14 protein-coding genes and 2 pseudogenes are annotated in these 13,916 nt (G+C 71.0%); 11 read left to right on the top strand and 5 right to left on the bottom strand.

Features of this window, described 5'->3' with window-relative positions; translation table 11 throughout:
• Window positions 1–42 precede the first annotated feature (42 nt).
• The 7 genes and pseudogenes from mshB to OG293_RS11550 all read left to right on the top strand — a co-directional run.
• On the top strand, window positions 43–1,023 hold the full coding sequence (mshB, locus tag OG293_RS11580; RefSeq protein WP_405998707.1) for an N-acetyl-1-D-myo-inositol-2-amino-2-deoxy-alpha-D-glucopyranoside deacetylase: 981 nt from the start codon (window positions 43–45) through the stop codon (window positions 1,021–1,023).
• Entirely contained in the window at window positions 1,020–1,430 is a 411-nt protein-coding gene (locus tag OG293_RS11575) for a DUF6113 family protein (RefSeq protein ID WP_405998706.1), read from the top strand. Before mshB ends, OG293_RS11575 begins: the two co-directional genes overlap by 4 nt.
• 300 nt (window positions 1,431–1,730) lie before the next feature.
• Window positions 1,731–3,989: a hypothetical protein gene (locus OG293_RS11570; protein WP_405998705.1), complete on the top strand. Its 2,259-nt coding sequence runs from the start codon at window positions 1,731–1,733 to the stop codon at window positions 3,987–3,989.
• Window positions 3,990–4,269: 280 nt separating this feature from the next.
• Window positions 4,270–5,163, top strand: a complete 894-nt coding sequence (locus OG293_RS11565; protein ID WP_406003565.1) for an ABC transporter ATP-binding protein — start codon at window positions 4,270–4,272, stop codon at window positions 5,161–5,163.
• The gene (locus OG293_RS11560) at window positions 5,160–5,900 is read left to right on the top strand and encodes an ABC transporter permease (protein WP_405998704.1); all 741 of its coding nucleotides are present in this window, start codon (window positions 5,160–5,162) and stop codon (window positions 5,898–5,900) included. The genes OG293_RS11565 and OG293_RS11560 overlap by 4 nt, the downstream gene beginning before the upstream one ends.
• A gap of 53 nt (window positions 5,901–5,953) precedes the next feature.
• Window positions 5,954–6,811 (top strand): annotated as a pseudogene (locus tag OG293_RS11555) (sensor histidine kinase); the annotation flags it as partial.
• A pseudogene (locus tag OG293_RS11550) lies at window positions 6,811–7,002 on the top strand (response regulator transcription factor); the annotation flags it as partial. The pseudogenes OG293_RS11555 and OG293_RS11550, both read left to right, overlap by 1 nt.
• 195 nt (window positions 7,003–7,197) lie before the next feature.
• Here OG293_RS11550 and OG293_RS11545 read toward each other — a convergent pair.
• Window positions 7,198–7,422 carry a hypothetical protein gene (locus OG293_RS11545; RefSeq protein WP_405998703.1) on the bottom strand — a complete coding sequence of 75 codons (225 nt, stop codon included), beginning with the start codon at window positions 7,420–7,422 and terminating at the stop codon, window positions 7,198–7,200.
• Window positions 7,423–7,533: 111 nt separating this feature from the next.
• On the opposite strand from OG293_RS11545, the gene OG293_RS11540 reads away from it, so the two are divergent.
• Together OG293_RS11540 and OG293_RS11535 are read left to right on the top strand one after the other, a co-directional pair.
• A complete protein-coding gene (locus OG293_RS11540) occupies window positions 7,534–8,358 on the top strand; it encodes a Scr1 family TA system antitoxin-like transcriptional regulator (RefSeq protein WP_405998702.1) in 825 nt (274 codons plus the stop codon).
• On the top strand, window positions 8,345–8,569 hold the full coding sequence (locus OG293_RS11535) for a DUF397 domain-containing protein (RefSeq protein WP_405998701.1): 225 nt from the start codon (window positions 8,345–8,347) through the stop codon (window positions 8,567–8,569). Before OG293_RS11540 ends, OG293_RS11535 begins: the two co-directional genes overlap by 14 nt.
• Window positions 8,570–8,646: 77 nt before the next feature.
• Here OG293_RS11535 and OG293_RS11530 read toward each other — a convergent pair whose 3' ends face one another.
• Both OG293_RS11530 and OG293_RS11525 read right to left on the bottom strand, forming a co-directional pair.
• Window positions 8,647–9,510: a transglutaminase-like domain-containing protein gene (locus OG293_RS11530; RefSeq protein WP_405998700.1), complete on the bottom strand. Its 864-nt coding sequence runs from the start codon at window positions 9,508–9,510 to the stop codon at window positions 8,647–8,649.
• A gap of 18 nt (window positions 9,511–9,528) precedes the next feature.
• On the bottom strand, window positions 9,529–10,524 hold the full coding sequence (locus tag OG293_RS11525) for a GNAT family N-acetyltransferase (RefSeq protein WP_405998699.1): 996 nt from the start codon (window positions 10,522–10,524) through the stop codon (window positions 9,529–9,531).
• A gap of 114 nt (window positions 10,525–10,638) precedes the next feature.
• On the opposite strand from OG293_RS11525, the gene fdxA reads away from it, so the two are divergent.
• Both fdxA and OG293_RS11515 read left to right on the top strand, forming a co-directional pair.
• The gene (gene fdxA / locus OG293_RS11520) at window positions 10,639–10,959 is read left to right on the top strand and encodes a ferredoxin (RefSeq protein WP_266487120.1); all 321 of its coding nucleotides are present in this window, start codon (window positions 10,639–10,641) and stop codon (window positions 10,957–10,959) included.
• A gap of 107 nt (window positions 10,960–11,066) precedes the next feature.
• Window positions 11,067–12,161, top strand: coding sequence for a bifunctional succinyldiaminopimelate transaminase/glutamate-prephenate aminotransferase (locus OG293_RS11515; RefSeq protein ID WP_405998698.1), 1,095 nt, complete (start codon window positions 11,067–11,069; stop codon window positions 12,159–12,161).
• Window positions 12,162–12,246: 85 nt separating this feature from the next.
• Here the strand turns inward: OG293_RS11515 and OG293_RS11510 are convergent, their stop codons facing one another.
• Both OG293_RS11510 and OG293_RS11505 read right to left on the bottom strand, forming a co-directional pair.
• On the bottom strand, window positions 12,247–12,666 hold the full coding sequence (locus OG293_RS11510; RefSeq protein ID WP_405998697.1) for an ATP-binding protein: 420 nt from the start codon (window positions 12,664–12,666) through the stop codon (window positions 12,247–12,249).
• 277 nt (window positions 12,667–12,943) lie between these two features.
• Window positions 12,944–13,903 carry a hypothetical protein gene (locus tag OG293_RS11505; protein ID WP_405998696.1) on the bottom strand — a complete coding sequence of 320 codons (960 nt, stop codon included), beginning with the start codon at window positions 13,901–13,903 and terminating at the stop codon, window positions 12,944–12,946.
• Window positions 13,904–13,916: the final 13 nt, after the last annotated feature.

Here is a 13,916-nt window from a genome sequence, read left to right as displayed (position 1 = left end):
GGTGACCCTGGAGCGGCGGGTGCGGCCTCGTAGGCTGTCCCTATGAAGGATCTTTCCGCCCGTCGTCTGCTCCTGGTGCACGCGCACCCGGACGACGAGTCGATCAACAACGGCGCGACGATGGCCCTGTACGCGGCCACCGGCGCGCAGGTCACCCTGGTGACCTGCACCCTCGGGGAGGAGGGCGAGGTCATTCCGCCGGACCTCGCCCACCTCGCGCCCGACCGGGACGACCGGCTCGGACCCCATCGCGTCGGCGAACTGGCCGCCGCGATGAAGGAGCTGGGCGTCGCCGACCACCGCTTCCTCGGCGGGCCCGGCCGGTTCCGGGACTCCGGGATGATGGGCGTCCCCCAGAACCGCCGCGCGGGCGCGTTCTGGAACACCGACGTCGACGACGCCGCTCCGTACCTCGTGGAGATCATCCGTTCGGTGCGTCCTCAGGTCCTCGTGACGTACGACCCCAACGGCGGATACGGACATCCCGACCACATCCAGGCCCACCGGGTCGCGATGCGCGCCGCGGAGCTGGCCGGCGAACGCGCCTTCCGGCGCGACCTCGGCGAGGCCCACGCCATCGCCAAGATCTACTGGAACCGGGTGCCGCGCTCGGTGGCCGAGGAGGGCTTCGCCCGGCTCAGGGCGGCAGGCGGAGCGGACTTCCCCGGCATCGCGGAGATCAACGACATTCCGGGTGTGGTGGACGACTCCGAGATCACCACGGAGATCGACGGCACGGTGTACGCATCTCGGAAAACGGCGGCGATGCGCGCGCATGCCACACAAATCGCCGTGGACGGCCCCTTCTTCGCACTCTCCAACGATCTGGGACAGCCTGTCTTCGCGACGGAGTACTACCAGTTGGTGCGGGGCGAGCCGGGAGCGCCGCCCGGGGAGCGTGAACACGACCTCTTCGCGGGTCTCAAGGGCCTTGAGGGGGCGGAGGCGTCCGAGCATCCCACCGACCGTGCGGACCATGCCGACCCTCCGGGAACAGCGGGAACAGAAGGAGCAGCCGAATGAGCGGACACGACATCCCCGGGGCCTGGTTGACCCGTGCGCCGAAGCCCGGCCGGATCGCCGCCTACTTCGGCCTCGCCGTGTTCGGCTGGCTGGTCGGCCTCGCGGGCTCACTGGTCCAAGGGGCCTGGTTCCCCGGCGGGTTGGTGCTCTCGCTGCTCGCCACGGCCGGGCTGTTCTACGGCTCTCTGCGCGCGACCGGAACCCAGCTGGGCGTCCTCGCTCCCGCCGTCGGCTGGCTGGCGGCGATCGTGGTGCTGAGCATCGGACGCCCGGAGGGTGACGGCGTGTTCTCCGCCGGAATCGGACCGCTCATCTTCATGCTCGTCGGCATGGCGGTCGCTGTGATGTGCGCCACCATGTCGCGGGCCGTGCAACCAGGAGGCGCCCCCCGCCGACTTGGACAGTGACGGCGAGACGAAGTACCTCTTCCACGGCTGTGTGCCGGTCCGGGGTCCATGTGCCGCACAGCCCTCACCTCGGGTGGGACCCCCGGCGCACCCGCCGTGCGGCGGGCCCTTATGGTGGTCGCCCCAAGGGGTGGGAGGGCGCTGAACTGGCCATGCCCGTACGGTCGGCGGAATGTCGCTTTCCACAGTCCCAGGGTGTCTGTCGGCGGCGGCCAGTATGGTGGTGCGCGCCGCCGAGCCGCCCGCAGCAGTAGTTGTCCAGTAAGAAGCGGGCGGCGGAGCCAACCGGGAGAACCTGCTTTGAGTCGTGAAACTGACAGTTCGTCCGCCGGCCCCCAGGGGCGCGGTGGAGCCGCGTACCCCTCGGGAACACCGCCGTACGGATCCCGCCAGTATCCGTCGCTGCATCCCACGCAGGACGCTCCGGAGGAGCCCGCGGCGGCCGACGAGCCGCACTCGGACGAGCCCAGGACCGAGACCACGCTGACCACCCGCATCCGGATCAACATCCCGGGCTCGCGGCCGATCCCGCCGGTCGTCATGCGGACGCCGATGAGCGATCTCGACGCGGCGGCGGCCTCCGCGGCCAAGTCCGGCGCGGTCCGGGACGGTGAGCGCACGGGCAGCACTCCGCGGCCCGACGCGGCCCAGAACGCCCCGGCGGCCGAGCCGCAGGCCGAGGAGAAGACCCCGACCAGCGACTGGTTCGCGCCGCGCAAGTCGTCCGGCACGAACGGCGCGGGGATGTCTGTCCCGGGCGCGCAGGCACCCTCTCCGGCCGCCGGTCCGGGCTCCTCGGGTCCCGAGACCTCGGTTCCGGGACCTTCACGTCCGGGCTCCTCAGGGCAGGGGCAGCGGCAGGTTCCGGGCCCCGCGGGCCCGTCGGCCGGTCCGTCCACGAACGGCGGCGCTCCCGGAGCCGGCCTCCCGTACTTCTCCGGCAATCCGGGGCAGGGCGGACCCGGTGCACCGCGCACCTCCGGCTCGCTCAGCGACCTTGCGGCGACCGGGGGCGGCGCGCCCTCCGGTGCGCCCGGTGGCCCCGGTACGAACGGATTCGCTCCCGGCGCCGGTGCTCCCGGGATCGGCGCGCCGGGCGCACAGCCGCCGGGCGGCCCTGTCGGACCGACCGCGGGTCCGGTCAAGGGCAGCATGCCGGTCCGCCCGCGCACGGGCGGCCAGGGCGTGCCTCAGGGCCCCGGTCCGGGCGCTCCCGGTCCCGGACAGGACCCCGGCATGCAGGGCCCCGGATCCGGCGGGCCACGGATGTCCGACGACACTGCCGTCCTGACTCCGCAGCAGCCCCCGGGACCGGTCTCCGACCCGACCGCGGGACATGTCTCCGGCGACACCCTGACCAGCGGGATCCCCGTGGTCCCCGCCGAGCGCCGCTCGCCCTTCCCGCCCATCGGCGGCCCGGCGGTCGGCTCCGGCACCGGGCAGAACCCGCTCGCGCCCCCGCACATCGGCGGCCTCGGTCCCCAGGGCGGGGGGGAGTTCTCCGCACCGGAGTTCCCCGCGGGCCCCGGCGCCGGTTCCGTCGGCCCGGTGGTGCCGACGCCCGCGCCCGCCGAGCCCCGCCCCGCCCCGGCTCCTCGCCCCGCGCCCGCCAAGAAGGGCCGCTCCAAGCTGGTACTCGTCGGTGCCGGTGTGGTCGGCCTGCTCGGCGTCGCGTACGGCGCGGGTCTGCTGATGAACCACTCCGAAGTGCCGAAGAGCACCACCGTCCTCGGCGTCGACATCGGCGGCGGCACCAAGGAGGACGCGGTCAGCAAGCTCGACACCGCCATCGGCGAGCGCGCCTTCACTCCCCTCCAGCTCACGGTCGGCGGCAAGAAGGAGCAGCTCGCCCCGGACAAGGCCGGGCTCTCGCTGGACAGCCAGGCCACCGTCCGCAACGCGGCGGGCAGCGACTACAACCCCGTCTCGGTGATCAGCTCCCTCTTCGGCGGCGAGCGCGTCGCCGAGCCGGTGATCCTCGTCGACGAGGAGAAGCTGAGCGTCGCGCTCACCGACCTCGCGGGCGTCTCCGGCTCGGCCACCGAGGGCACGATCACGTTCGAGCCGGGCAAGGCCGTCGCCGTGCCCGGGAAGTCGGGCCAGGCGCTGGACGTCGCCCGCTCCATGCTCTCGGTCAAGGACGCCTACCGCGCCCAGGTCGAGACGGGCCGCCCGAACATCGTGGAACTGCCCCTTGCCACGCGCGGGCCCAGCATCAGCCAGGCCGAGCTCGACCGGGCGATGAAGGAGTTCGCCGAGCCCGCGATGTCCGGCCTCGTCACGATCAAGGCGGGCGCCAAGCAGATCAAGTTCGGCCCCGCCCGGTCGCTCCCGAAGATCCTCTCCATGAAGGCGATCGACGGCAAACTCGTCGAGGTCTACAACAAGAAGGCGATCGACGAGCTTCTGGAAGGTGTCTTCGACGGCGTCATGATCACCAAGGGCGACGGCAAGAAGCACCAGGTCTCCGCGGACGACGTGGCCCAGGCCATGGGCCCGGCGCTGCGCGGTGCGACTCCCCAGGAGCGCACCGGCACGATCGAGCTCAACCCGAGCTGACTCGGCTCAACCCGAGCTGACTCGGCGAGCCGTCGGAGCACTCGGTGAGGGCTCCCGCCCGGTCCAGGGCGGGGCCCTCACCGCTCTGTCGCTCGGGCGTGACAGCCGCCCGGTGTCACGGCTCCGGCAGGGCTCCGGCAGGACATCCGTCCCAGTGTCATGGCCCCGGCATGACATCTGTCATCCCCTGGTCAGGAGTCCGGGCACTGACGGCAGAGCCCCGCCTGCGGCCACAGTTGAGCCATGACGACGACAGCGGTTCCCCCCCGTGACGACCCCGGTGGTGAGCTTCGAGAAGGTGAGCAAGAGCTACGGCACGGTCCGTGCCGTGGCCGATCTGTCCCTGACGCTCCACCCCGGTGAGACGGTCGCGCTCCTCGGCCCCAACGGCGCGGGCAAGTCCTCCACGCTGGACCTCCTCCTGGGACTGCGCCCCGCCGACAGCGGCTCCGTACGGCTTTTCGGTACGACTCCGCGGCAGGCCGTCACCGACGGCCGCGTCGGCGCGATGCTGCAGAGCGGCGGCCTGATGGAGGAGGTCAAGGTCCGCGAACTGGTGCGGCTGGCCTGCGCGCTGCACCCGCGTGCCCACCCCGTCGACCAGGTGCTCTCCCAGGCCGGCATCACGCACATCGCCGATCGCATGGTCAACAAGCTCTCCGGCGGCCAGGAGCAGCGCGTACGGTTCGCGCTCGCGACAGCCGGTGCGAACGATCTGATCGTCCTCGACGAACCGACGACCGGCATGGACGTCGGCGCCCGGCAGTCGTTCTGGGCCACCATGCGCGAGCAGACGGAGCAGGGCCGTACCGTCCTGTTCGCCACGCACTACCTGGAAGAGGCCGACGCGATCGCCGACCGGGTGCTCGTCCTGCACCGGGGGCGGCTGCTCGCCGACGGCACCGCCGCGGAGATCAAGGCGAAGGCGGGCGCCCGGCGCGTCTCCTTCGACCTGGAGGGCGCCTTCGACGAGGAGGCCCTGCGCGCGCTGCCTTTCCTGTCCGGCTTCTCCGTCTCCGGCCGCACGGTCCGCATCCAGTCGCACGACGCCGACGCGACCGTCCACGCGCTGTACGGGCTCGGGCTCTACCCCCGCAATCTCGAAGTCGCCGGCCTGGGCCTGGAGCAGGCCTTCGTCGCCATCACGGAGGCCGAGGAGGCCAAGACCCGATGAACACCCTGATCAAGCTGGAGATCACCCGCGCCCTGCGGAACAAGAAGTTCATGTTCTTCTCGGTGATCTATCCCTCGGCGCTCTTCCTGATGATCGCGGGCACCCAGGACTCCACCAAAAAGGTCCCGCACACCCATCTCACGATGCCCGCCTTCTACATGGTCGCGATGGCGTCCTTCGGCGCGCTGACCGCGGTCCTGATGGGCAACAGCGAAAGGATCGCGAAGGAGCGCGAGAAGGGCTGGGTCCGCCAGTTGCGGCTCACCCCGCTGCCCGGCCGCGGCTACGTCCTGGCGAAGATCGCCGGAGCCGCCGTCGTCACCCTGCCCTCGATCGTGATCGTGTTCGCGGTCGCCGCCTCGGCCAAGGGCGTCCGCCTGGAGACCTGGCAGTGGCTGGCGCTCACCGGGTCCATCTGGGCGGGCAGCCTGGTCTTCGCCGCGCTGGGTGTGGCCATCGGCTATGTCGCCAGCGGGGACGCGGTCCGGCCCGTCACCATGATCCTTTACTTCGGGCTGTCGATCCTCGGCGGCCTGTGGATGCCCACCACGGTCTACCCGCAGTGGCTGCAGAACATCGCGCAGTGGCTTCCCACGCACGCGTACGCGGCACTGGGGCAGGCCATCGAGCTCGGCAACTCCCCGCATCTGAAGGATGTCGCCATCCTCGGGGCGTACTTCCTGCTCTTCGCCGGAGGTGCGGCCTGGCTGTACCGGAAGGACACACTGAAGGCGTGAACGAGGAAAACTTCGCCGGCATCGGGCGCCCGCCGACCAGCCGCCGCCAGGCCATGATCAAACTGCTCTGGATCGGCATCTGGCTGGCCTTCATGGGTGCACCGGTCAGCGATCTCCTCAAGGGCGAACACGGCGGGTGGGCCACCGTGCTCGGGTGGCTCGGCCTCGTGTCGTTCGTCGCCATCTACCTGGTCCTGGTCTTCCGGCACACCTCCAAGCCACTGGCCAGGGTCGTCGTACACGGGACGCTCGTGCTCCTCTTCGGGCTCTCGGTGCTGCTCGCCCTGACCCTGGGGTCCGAGTGGCTGGTGCTCTTCGTGTACGTGTCGGTCTCCGCCGGTGCCGTACTGCCCCCGCGCCAGGCCCGGCTGGCCATCCCGGCCATCACGGCCGCGATGGTCCTGGTCGGTCTGAAGACCGACAATCCCGGGCATATCCTCCCGGCTCTCGTCATCCCGGCGCTGCTCGGCGGCTTCGCGATGACGGGCGTGCGCCAGATGATCCGTACGACCATCGAGCTGCGCGAGGCGCGGGCCACGGTCGCGCAGCTCGCCGCGAACGAGGAGCGTCTGCGGCTGGCGCGTGATCTGCACGACCTGCTCGGCCACTCCCTCTCCCTGATCACCCTGAAGAGCGAGCTGGCCGGCCGGATGCTGCCCGACCAGCCGGAGCGGGCGGCCCAGCAGGTCGCCGACATCGAGAAGGTCAGCAGGCAGGCCCTGGTGGACGTACGGGAGGCGGTCACCGGCTACCGGCGTCCCACGCTGCCGGGCGAACTGGCCGGGGCGCGCACGGCGCTCGCGGCGGCGGGAATCGCGGCGGACGTCACCACGGAGGCGCCCGAGGTGCCCGAGAGGCAGGAGGCCGCACTCGCCTGGTCACTGCGGGAGGCGGTGACCAACGTCGCACGAACCCGCTGACGGACCGCGAGCGGGACGTCCTGCGGGCGGCGGCGGACGGTGCGACGAACACCGAGGTGGCGGCGCAGCTGCACCTGTCCCAGGGGACGGTGCGGAACTACCTCTCGACGGCTATCCAGAAGCTGACGGTCCGCAACAGGGCGGAGGCGGTGCGGACAGCGCGGGAGAAGGGCTGGCTGTAGGCGGCGCACGTCCGCCGCCGAAAGGCAGTCGTCCTCTGTGCGGCGCGGCTTCCGGTCATTTTCCGGCGGCGCAGCGAGGGCAGGCGCACGGTGGGTATCGCAGGGGCGAATTCACCGGGACGTCCCGTTGCCGGGGCCGGTAGGTGACGGCCGGTGACCAGGTGCGGCCTGCGTCGCGCGAGACACGGAAGGTGATCACCACCGGCCTCCGTAGCGCTCCTGCTTCTGCTGAAGCCACCGCGTCATCTCCGCCGCCTCGTCGGGAGACGCGGCGCGCAGGTCGTGCGCGTCGATGGTGGCGACGAAGTAGATGAATCTGACGCGTCTCCATGCGCCCTCGACGCCAATGACCTTGCCGGGTCCATAGACATCGGTGCCGGTGTGGGCGACGAACGCGCCGGTGGCGTGGAGGGTGGGCATCGTGCGGCCTCTCGCTCTGTGTGCTGATCCACTCACAGCGTGGAGTGATTCCGGTTACGCTCGGTAGGGGTTTGCACGTGACAACGCGACTGGCACGCAGGAGACTTGCCCATGGCGATCGAGGACAACCCGCAGTCCCGCGAGCGGTACGGCGAGGAGCTGCGGAGCCGGCGCGAGGCGGCCGGACTCACCCAGGAGGAACTGAGTCAGCGGGCGATCATGTCCCGCACGCACATCGCGCACATCGAGGCGGGGCGGCGGAGGCCGTCGCCGGATGATGCGCGCAGGTTGGATCAGATCCTCGAAACGGGCGGGATCTTCGAGCGTTTTCTGCCGACACTCGACGGTCGCAAAGTGGCGGAGCACTTCGAGGCTGCGAAGGAGATGGAGCAGCAGGCTCTGGTGATCCGGGAGTACGCGGCTGCCCTCGTGCCGGGCATCCTGCAGACGGAGGACTACGCCCGAGCGGTGTTTCAGACGGGATTCCCGCCCAAGACGGACGAGGAGTGTGACAGGGCGCTCGTCACGCGCCTGCGACGGGCACACATCCTTGATGATCCCAAGTCGCCCGTGGTGTGGACACTGCTGGACGAAGCCGTACTCCGTCGCCGAGTGGGCGGATCCAGAGCCATGGCCGAACAGTTGCGCCATATTGTGAAGTTGGGAGAGCAGCGTCGTATCCGGGTGCATGTGCTGCCGTTCGGCGCAGGTGCCCATGCGCTGATGGAGAGCATGGTTTCGCTGATGTGGTTCGAGGACCTGCCGCCGGTCGTCTATGTGGAGGGCTGGAATACGGGCAAGGTCTGGGACCTTCCCTCAGTGGTGCAACAGGGCATGGCTGACTACTATCTTGCTCTGGGCGACGCCTTGTCGCACCGCGATTCGCTGGCTCTGATCAGGTCTGTTGCAGAGGAGTACGAGCGTGAGGCGCAGTGAGCACGTCATCCCGGACGCCTCGGCGCTGCCGCTGTGGCGCAAGTCCAGCTACAGCGGTGCGAGCGAGGGCAGTTGCCTTGAGGTGAACGACACCCACCCCACCCATCTCCCCGTCCGTGACAGCAAGAACCCTCACGGCCCCGCCATCCTCTTCGGCGGCGCCGCCTGGGCGTCCTTCATCGGTGTCGTCACGGCCGACGCCGCCTTCTGAGCGCTACGCCTCGGCCGACCCCCAGCGCCGACATCTCGCCGGTCGGCGCCAGGAACGGGCAGACGGGTGGGGAGCAGTCAGTTCAGCATCGCCCGCGCGGCCCGGGCCCTCCCTTTGATCGCGTCCGCCGCGGCCGGGTCCACCGCCGCCACGACCTCCGCGTACGCGTCCAGCTCCGCGGCCCCGCTCAGGAACTCGCCGCGCTGTACGAGCAGCTGGGCACGCTCGTAGCGCAGGCGTGCGGGGTGCGAGGGCAGCAGCAGCGACAGCTCGACCGCCCACAGCCCGACGTCCGATCGCTCCGGGCGGGCCGCGGCCCAGGCGCGGATGTTGTTGAGGATCCGCAGCACCACGTCGAGCGGGTCGGCAGGGGCCAGCATCGACGGGTCGAGCGGCGCGCCCGTCGCGCCCGCGACCAGCAGTTCCGCGTCCGGGCCCGTGAGCAGCCGGCCGCCCGCGAAGGGGTCGACGAGGACCTGCTCGTCGACGGCGGCCGGATCGCCGAAGCCGACCACGAAATGGCCGGGGAGCGCGACTCCGTACACCGGCGCTCCCGCCCGGCGCGCGACCTCGATCCAGATCACCGACAGCAAGATGGGCAGGCCGCGGCGGCGCCGCAGCACCGCGTGGAGGAGGGAGGACTCCAGGCGCTGGTAGTCACCGGGGGTGCCGCCGAAGCCGCATTGCCCGCCGAGAAGTCCGGCCAGCGCCGTCGCCCAGGCCCGGGGGCTCCGCAGGCCGAAGGGGAGCAGGCCGGCCAGGCGGTCCAGCTCGATCTGGGCCGCGTCGAGCGCCGCCTCGTCCACGGCCGGGTCCGCCTCCGCGCCCACCAGCAGGCACAGGACCGCGAGGTCGGGCCGCTCGGAGCGGGCCTCCTCGGCGAACTGCCGCCGCCGGTCGGCGGGCCCGTCGACCGGCATGTCGGGGGATTCGTCGTGCATACGCGATTCGTACCCCGTCTAAGCGGGCCGGAAGTGGTGATAGCGGTGATGAGTCCCGAAGCCCATCCCCTCGTACAGCGCACGCGCCGGGTCGTTGTCCGTCTCCACCTGGAGCCACGCCGCCGAGGCGCCCTCGTCGAGCGCGCGCCGTGCCAGGGCGGTCATCACCGTCCTGGCCAGACCTCGGCGCCGCTGGGACGGGTCCACCTCCACCGCCATGAAGCCCGCCCAGCGTCCGTCGACCACACACCGCCCGATCGCGGCGGGCGCATCGCCCTCGCCGCCCACGGTGGCGAACCACACCGAGGGGCCGCTGCCCAGGACTCTGAGCACATGGGCTCCGGGCACACGTGACCGCTGGTAGCGCCGGAGCCAGGCGTCGTCGACGGAGCGCGCGAGCCGTACCCGCTCCACCTCCGCCTCCAGGTCGCCGATCGGTGCCAGGCCCCCGATCCGTACCTCGGCCGAGACCTCGCGGTGCCATCCGCGCGCCTCCAGCTCCGCGCAGAGCCGCTCCTGCGTGCCCGCCGCCCCGGTCGCGGCCTGGATGTACGCGGGCAGGCCCCGTCGCCCGTACCAGGCACGCACCTGCGCCAGGGCCGCGTCGAGCGGCAGCCCGGGGTCACCGAGAGGGAGCACGGAGTTGGCCCGCCGGGTGAACCCGGACGACGCCCTCAGCTCCCACTGACCCAGCGGCTCGCTCTCCACCGGCTGCCAGGCGCGCGCCATGACCCGGGCGAGCTCCTCGAAGCCGGCCGCGGGGCCCCGCCGCCGGGCCGGGGCCGCGGGCACGACCTTGCCCGCGACCAGGGACGTTTCCAGAATCCGGACACTCTCACCGGTCCGTCGTGTGATCAGCAGCACACCCTCGTCCCAGGATGTGAGAACACCGACCGTGTCAGTGAACCTGTCAGCTGCACCGCCTGAGCCCGTCAGGCGTCGAACTGATACACGTTTGCCCACGTCATCGGGTGTAATACGGATCGCGAGCCGTCCGCCGCCGGTGAATTCCACAGCTCTGCGAGCCCCTCCTGTTCGGATCGTGCCCAGGAACGGAGATACTAGGGGCGGGCATCGACGACGCCGCGCTCCCGCGCAATGCCAGCCCTACCGAGGAGGAACGACAGCGTGACCTACGTCATCGCGCAGCCTTGTGTCGACGTCAAGGACAAGGCGTGCATCGAGGAGTGCCCCGTCGACTGCATCTACGAGGGCTCCCGGTCCTTGTACATCCACCCGGACGAATGCGTCGACTGTGGTGCTTGTGAGCCGGTCTGCCCGGTCGAGGCGATCTTCTACGAGGACGACACCCCGGAGGAGTGGAAGGACTACTACAAGGCGAACGTCGAGTTCTTCGACGACCTCGGTTCGCCCGGTGGTGCCTCCAAGCTCGGCCTGATCGAGCGCGACCACCCCTTCATCGCCGCCCTGCCGCCGCAGAACCAGTAGCAGCGGCCTTCGATGTTCCCGGTCCCGTACGGTTTCGTCGTCCGTACGGGACCGAGGTGTTTGACGCCGCACGTACGACCCCGTACGAGTACGAGAAAGAGAAGCCTGTGTCCGCAGTCTCTTCGCGCCTTCCCGTCTTTCCCTGGGACAAGCTGGAGCCGTACAAGGCGACGGCCGCCGCCCACCCGGACGGCATCGTGGACCTCTCCGTCGGCACGCCTGTCGACCCCGTCCCCGAGCTGATCCGGAAGGCTCTCGTCGAGGCCGCGGACTCGCCCGGCTATCCGACGGTGTGGGGCACGGCCGAGCTGCGGAACGCGCTGACCGGCTGGGTCGAGCGCCGTCTCGGCGCCGTCGACGTCGCGCACACCAACGTCCTGCCCGTCGTCGGCTCCAAGGAGCTGGTGGCCTGGCTGCCGACGCAACTGGGCCTCGGTCCGGGGGACAAGGTCGCCTATCCGCGCCTCGCCTACCCGACGTACGAGGTCGGCGCGCGCCTGGCCCGCGCGGAGGCCGTGGTCTACGACGACCCGACGGAGCTCGACCCGAGCGGTCTGAAGCTGCTCTGGCTCAATTCGCCCTCCAACCCGACGGGACGGGTGCTGCCCAAGGACGAGCTGATCCGTATCGTCGCCTGGGCGCGCGAGCACGGCGTGCTGGTCTTCAGCGACGAGTGCTACCTGGAGCTGGGCTGGGAGGCTGAGCCGGTCTCGGTCCTGCACCCGGACGTCTGCGGTGGTACGTACGAGGGCGTCGTCGCTGTCCACTCCCTCTCCAAGCGCTCCAACCTGGCCGGCTACCGCGCCGCCTTCGTCGCCGGTGACGAGAGCGTGCTCGGCGAGCTGCTCCAGATCCGCAAGCACGGCGGCATGATGACCCCCGCGCCGGTGCAGGCGGCCACGGTCGCCGCGCTCGGCGACGATGTGCACGTCACGGAGCAGCGGGCGCGGTACGCGGCGCGCCGTACGGCGCTGCGCACCGCGCTGGAGGGCCACGGCTTCCGGATCGAGCACAGCGAGGCCAGCCTCTATCTGTGGGCGACGCGCGACGAGCCGTGCTGGGACACGGTGGCCCACCTGGCCGGGCTGGGCATTCTGGTGGCTCCCGGCGACTTCTACGGAACGGCCGGTGAGCAGTTCGTACGGGTCGCGTTCACGGCGACCGACGAGCGGGTCGACGCCGCGGTCAAGCGGCTGGGCTGAGCGGCCGAGGACATACGGAGGGGCTCCGGGAGTGATGACTCCCGGAGCCCCTTCTCCGTCTCTCGGCCGACCGGTCCGCTGCGGACTAGAGGGGGGACTTCACCGGGAGGGTGTCGGTGAGCGAGCCGGTCGGCAGGGTGTCGCCGCCCAGAGAGTCCGTCGCGGTGCCGGTCGTCTGGCCGAGGACGTCGCCCGCACCGCCCTTGGCGTCACCGGCGGCCTTCTGGGTGGCGGTCCTGCCCGCCTTGCCGACGGTCTTGCCCGCCGCCGGGACGGTCTGCTTCACGGCTTCGCCGCCGGTGTTGCCCGCCAGGTCGGACGTCTTCTGGGTAGCCCCGTCGAGAGCGCCGCTGACGCTGCCGGCGTCGAGAGCGGTCACGCTGTCCAGCGGGGCCGAGGGGAGTTCCGCGGCACCTGCCGAGCCGGCCGCACCGACCACGGGGGCTGCTCCCGCCGCGATGAGCAGCGCGGCACGGGCGATCCGACGGGTCAGGGGGAGGGACATGATGCTCCTTGGGAGGAGAGGACGTTGGTTCGGACGCAGTGACAACCGGTGGGAGGGCGGGATTAGTTGCGGTGCGCCAAGGTAAAGAATTGGCAATGCATCGCATTATCGGTCTCGGATAAAGACGGGCAAACATTCCATTGTGCGGAGTGCTGGTGAACCGTCACTTCCCGTGTCCCGCAAGGAATTTCAGACTGGAGGATCCGGCGGGCCCGAACGGCCCGGGAAGTACTCGGTCTCCGGTGAGAAGAGTGGCTCGTTCGGGGGACGGGCCGAATTATCGTGCGAGGCGAATTCGTACGTCACCGGCGCCGGAAAGCCCGGCTGAACGGGTCTTTGCCGCGCCCGACGCGCGCCAGCCCTTCTCGGGCTCCGCCGCGCGCCACACCCGGCCCTCGTACGAGACCTCTTCGATCCGCAGACCGTCCGCGCGGGCCACCGCCCAGTGCGCCAGTTCCCAGCCCCGCTGCGCCGCTCCGCCGCCGTCCGTGCCGACCGTCGAGGGCACGGGCACGGACATCTCCCGCGCGGCGGGAGCGCCCGCGCGCAGTGAAGTGCCCGCGCGCAGTGCAGTGCCCGCCTTCGGCAGCACATCGGGGCCGAACGCGCGCACCAGTTCCCGGCGGAACTTCGCCGGATTGCCCGCCGCTTCGCTCGTGCGCGACTCGCAGGTCAGTGCCCCGCCCGCCCGGCCCGTGAGAGCCGCGGAGAGCAGCGTCGCTTCCGGCTCGTGCTTCGCGTACGCCTGCGGGAACCCGCTGCGCTGCACCCTCTGTGCCGCCATCGTCAGCGGCAGTCGTGAGTATCCGGGCACCTCGGCGAGATGCTCGTAGAACTTCCCGGAGGAGTACACGGGATCGCGGATCTGCGTGGTCGTCCCCCATCCCTTCGAGGGGCGCTGCTGGAAGAGGCCGAGCGAGTCCCGGTCGCCGTGTTCGATGTTGCGCAGACCGGACTCCTGCAGGGCGGTCGCAAGCGCGATGGTGACAGCGCGCTCCGGCATGCCGTGGGCGGTGCCGACCGCGGAGATCGTCGCGGCGTTGGCGGCCTGCTCGGCGCTGAGCTCGTACGTGGGGCCGCCGCCCCCTCCCGGAGCGGTGCGGACGGTGCAGCGCGGAGCGCCGCCGCCGGTGACGTACTGCACGACGACATAACCGATCAGTGCCAGCAGAACGGCGAACGCGGCCGCGATACGCAGAAGGCGGCCACGCCTGAGGGGGGAGGCGGTCTCGGACACGCTGCCCACCGTA

The sequence above is a fragment of the Streptomyces sp. NBC_00829 genome, from assembly GCF_045161795.1.
In the GTDB taxonomy this organism is placed as follows: Bacteria; Actinomycetota; Actinomycetes; order Streptomycetales; family Streptomycetaceae; genus Streptomyces.
The sequence above is the reverse complement of the archived record's forward strand: the minus strand, read 5'-3'. Positions and strand labels throughout refer to the sequence as shown.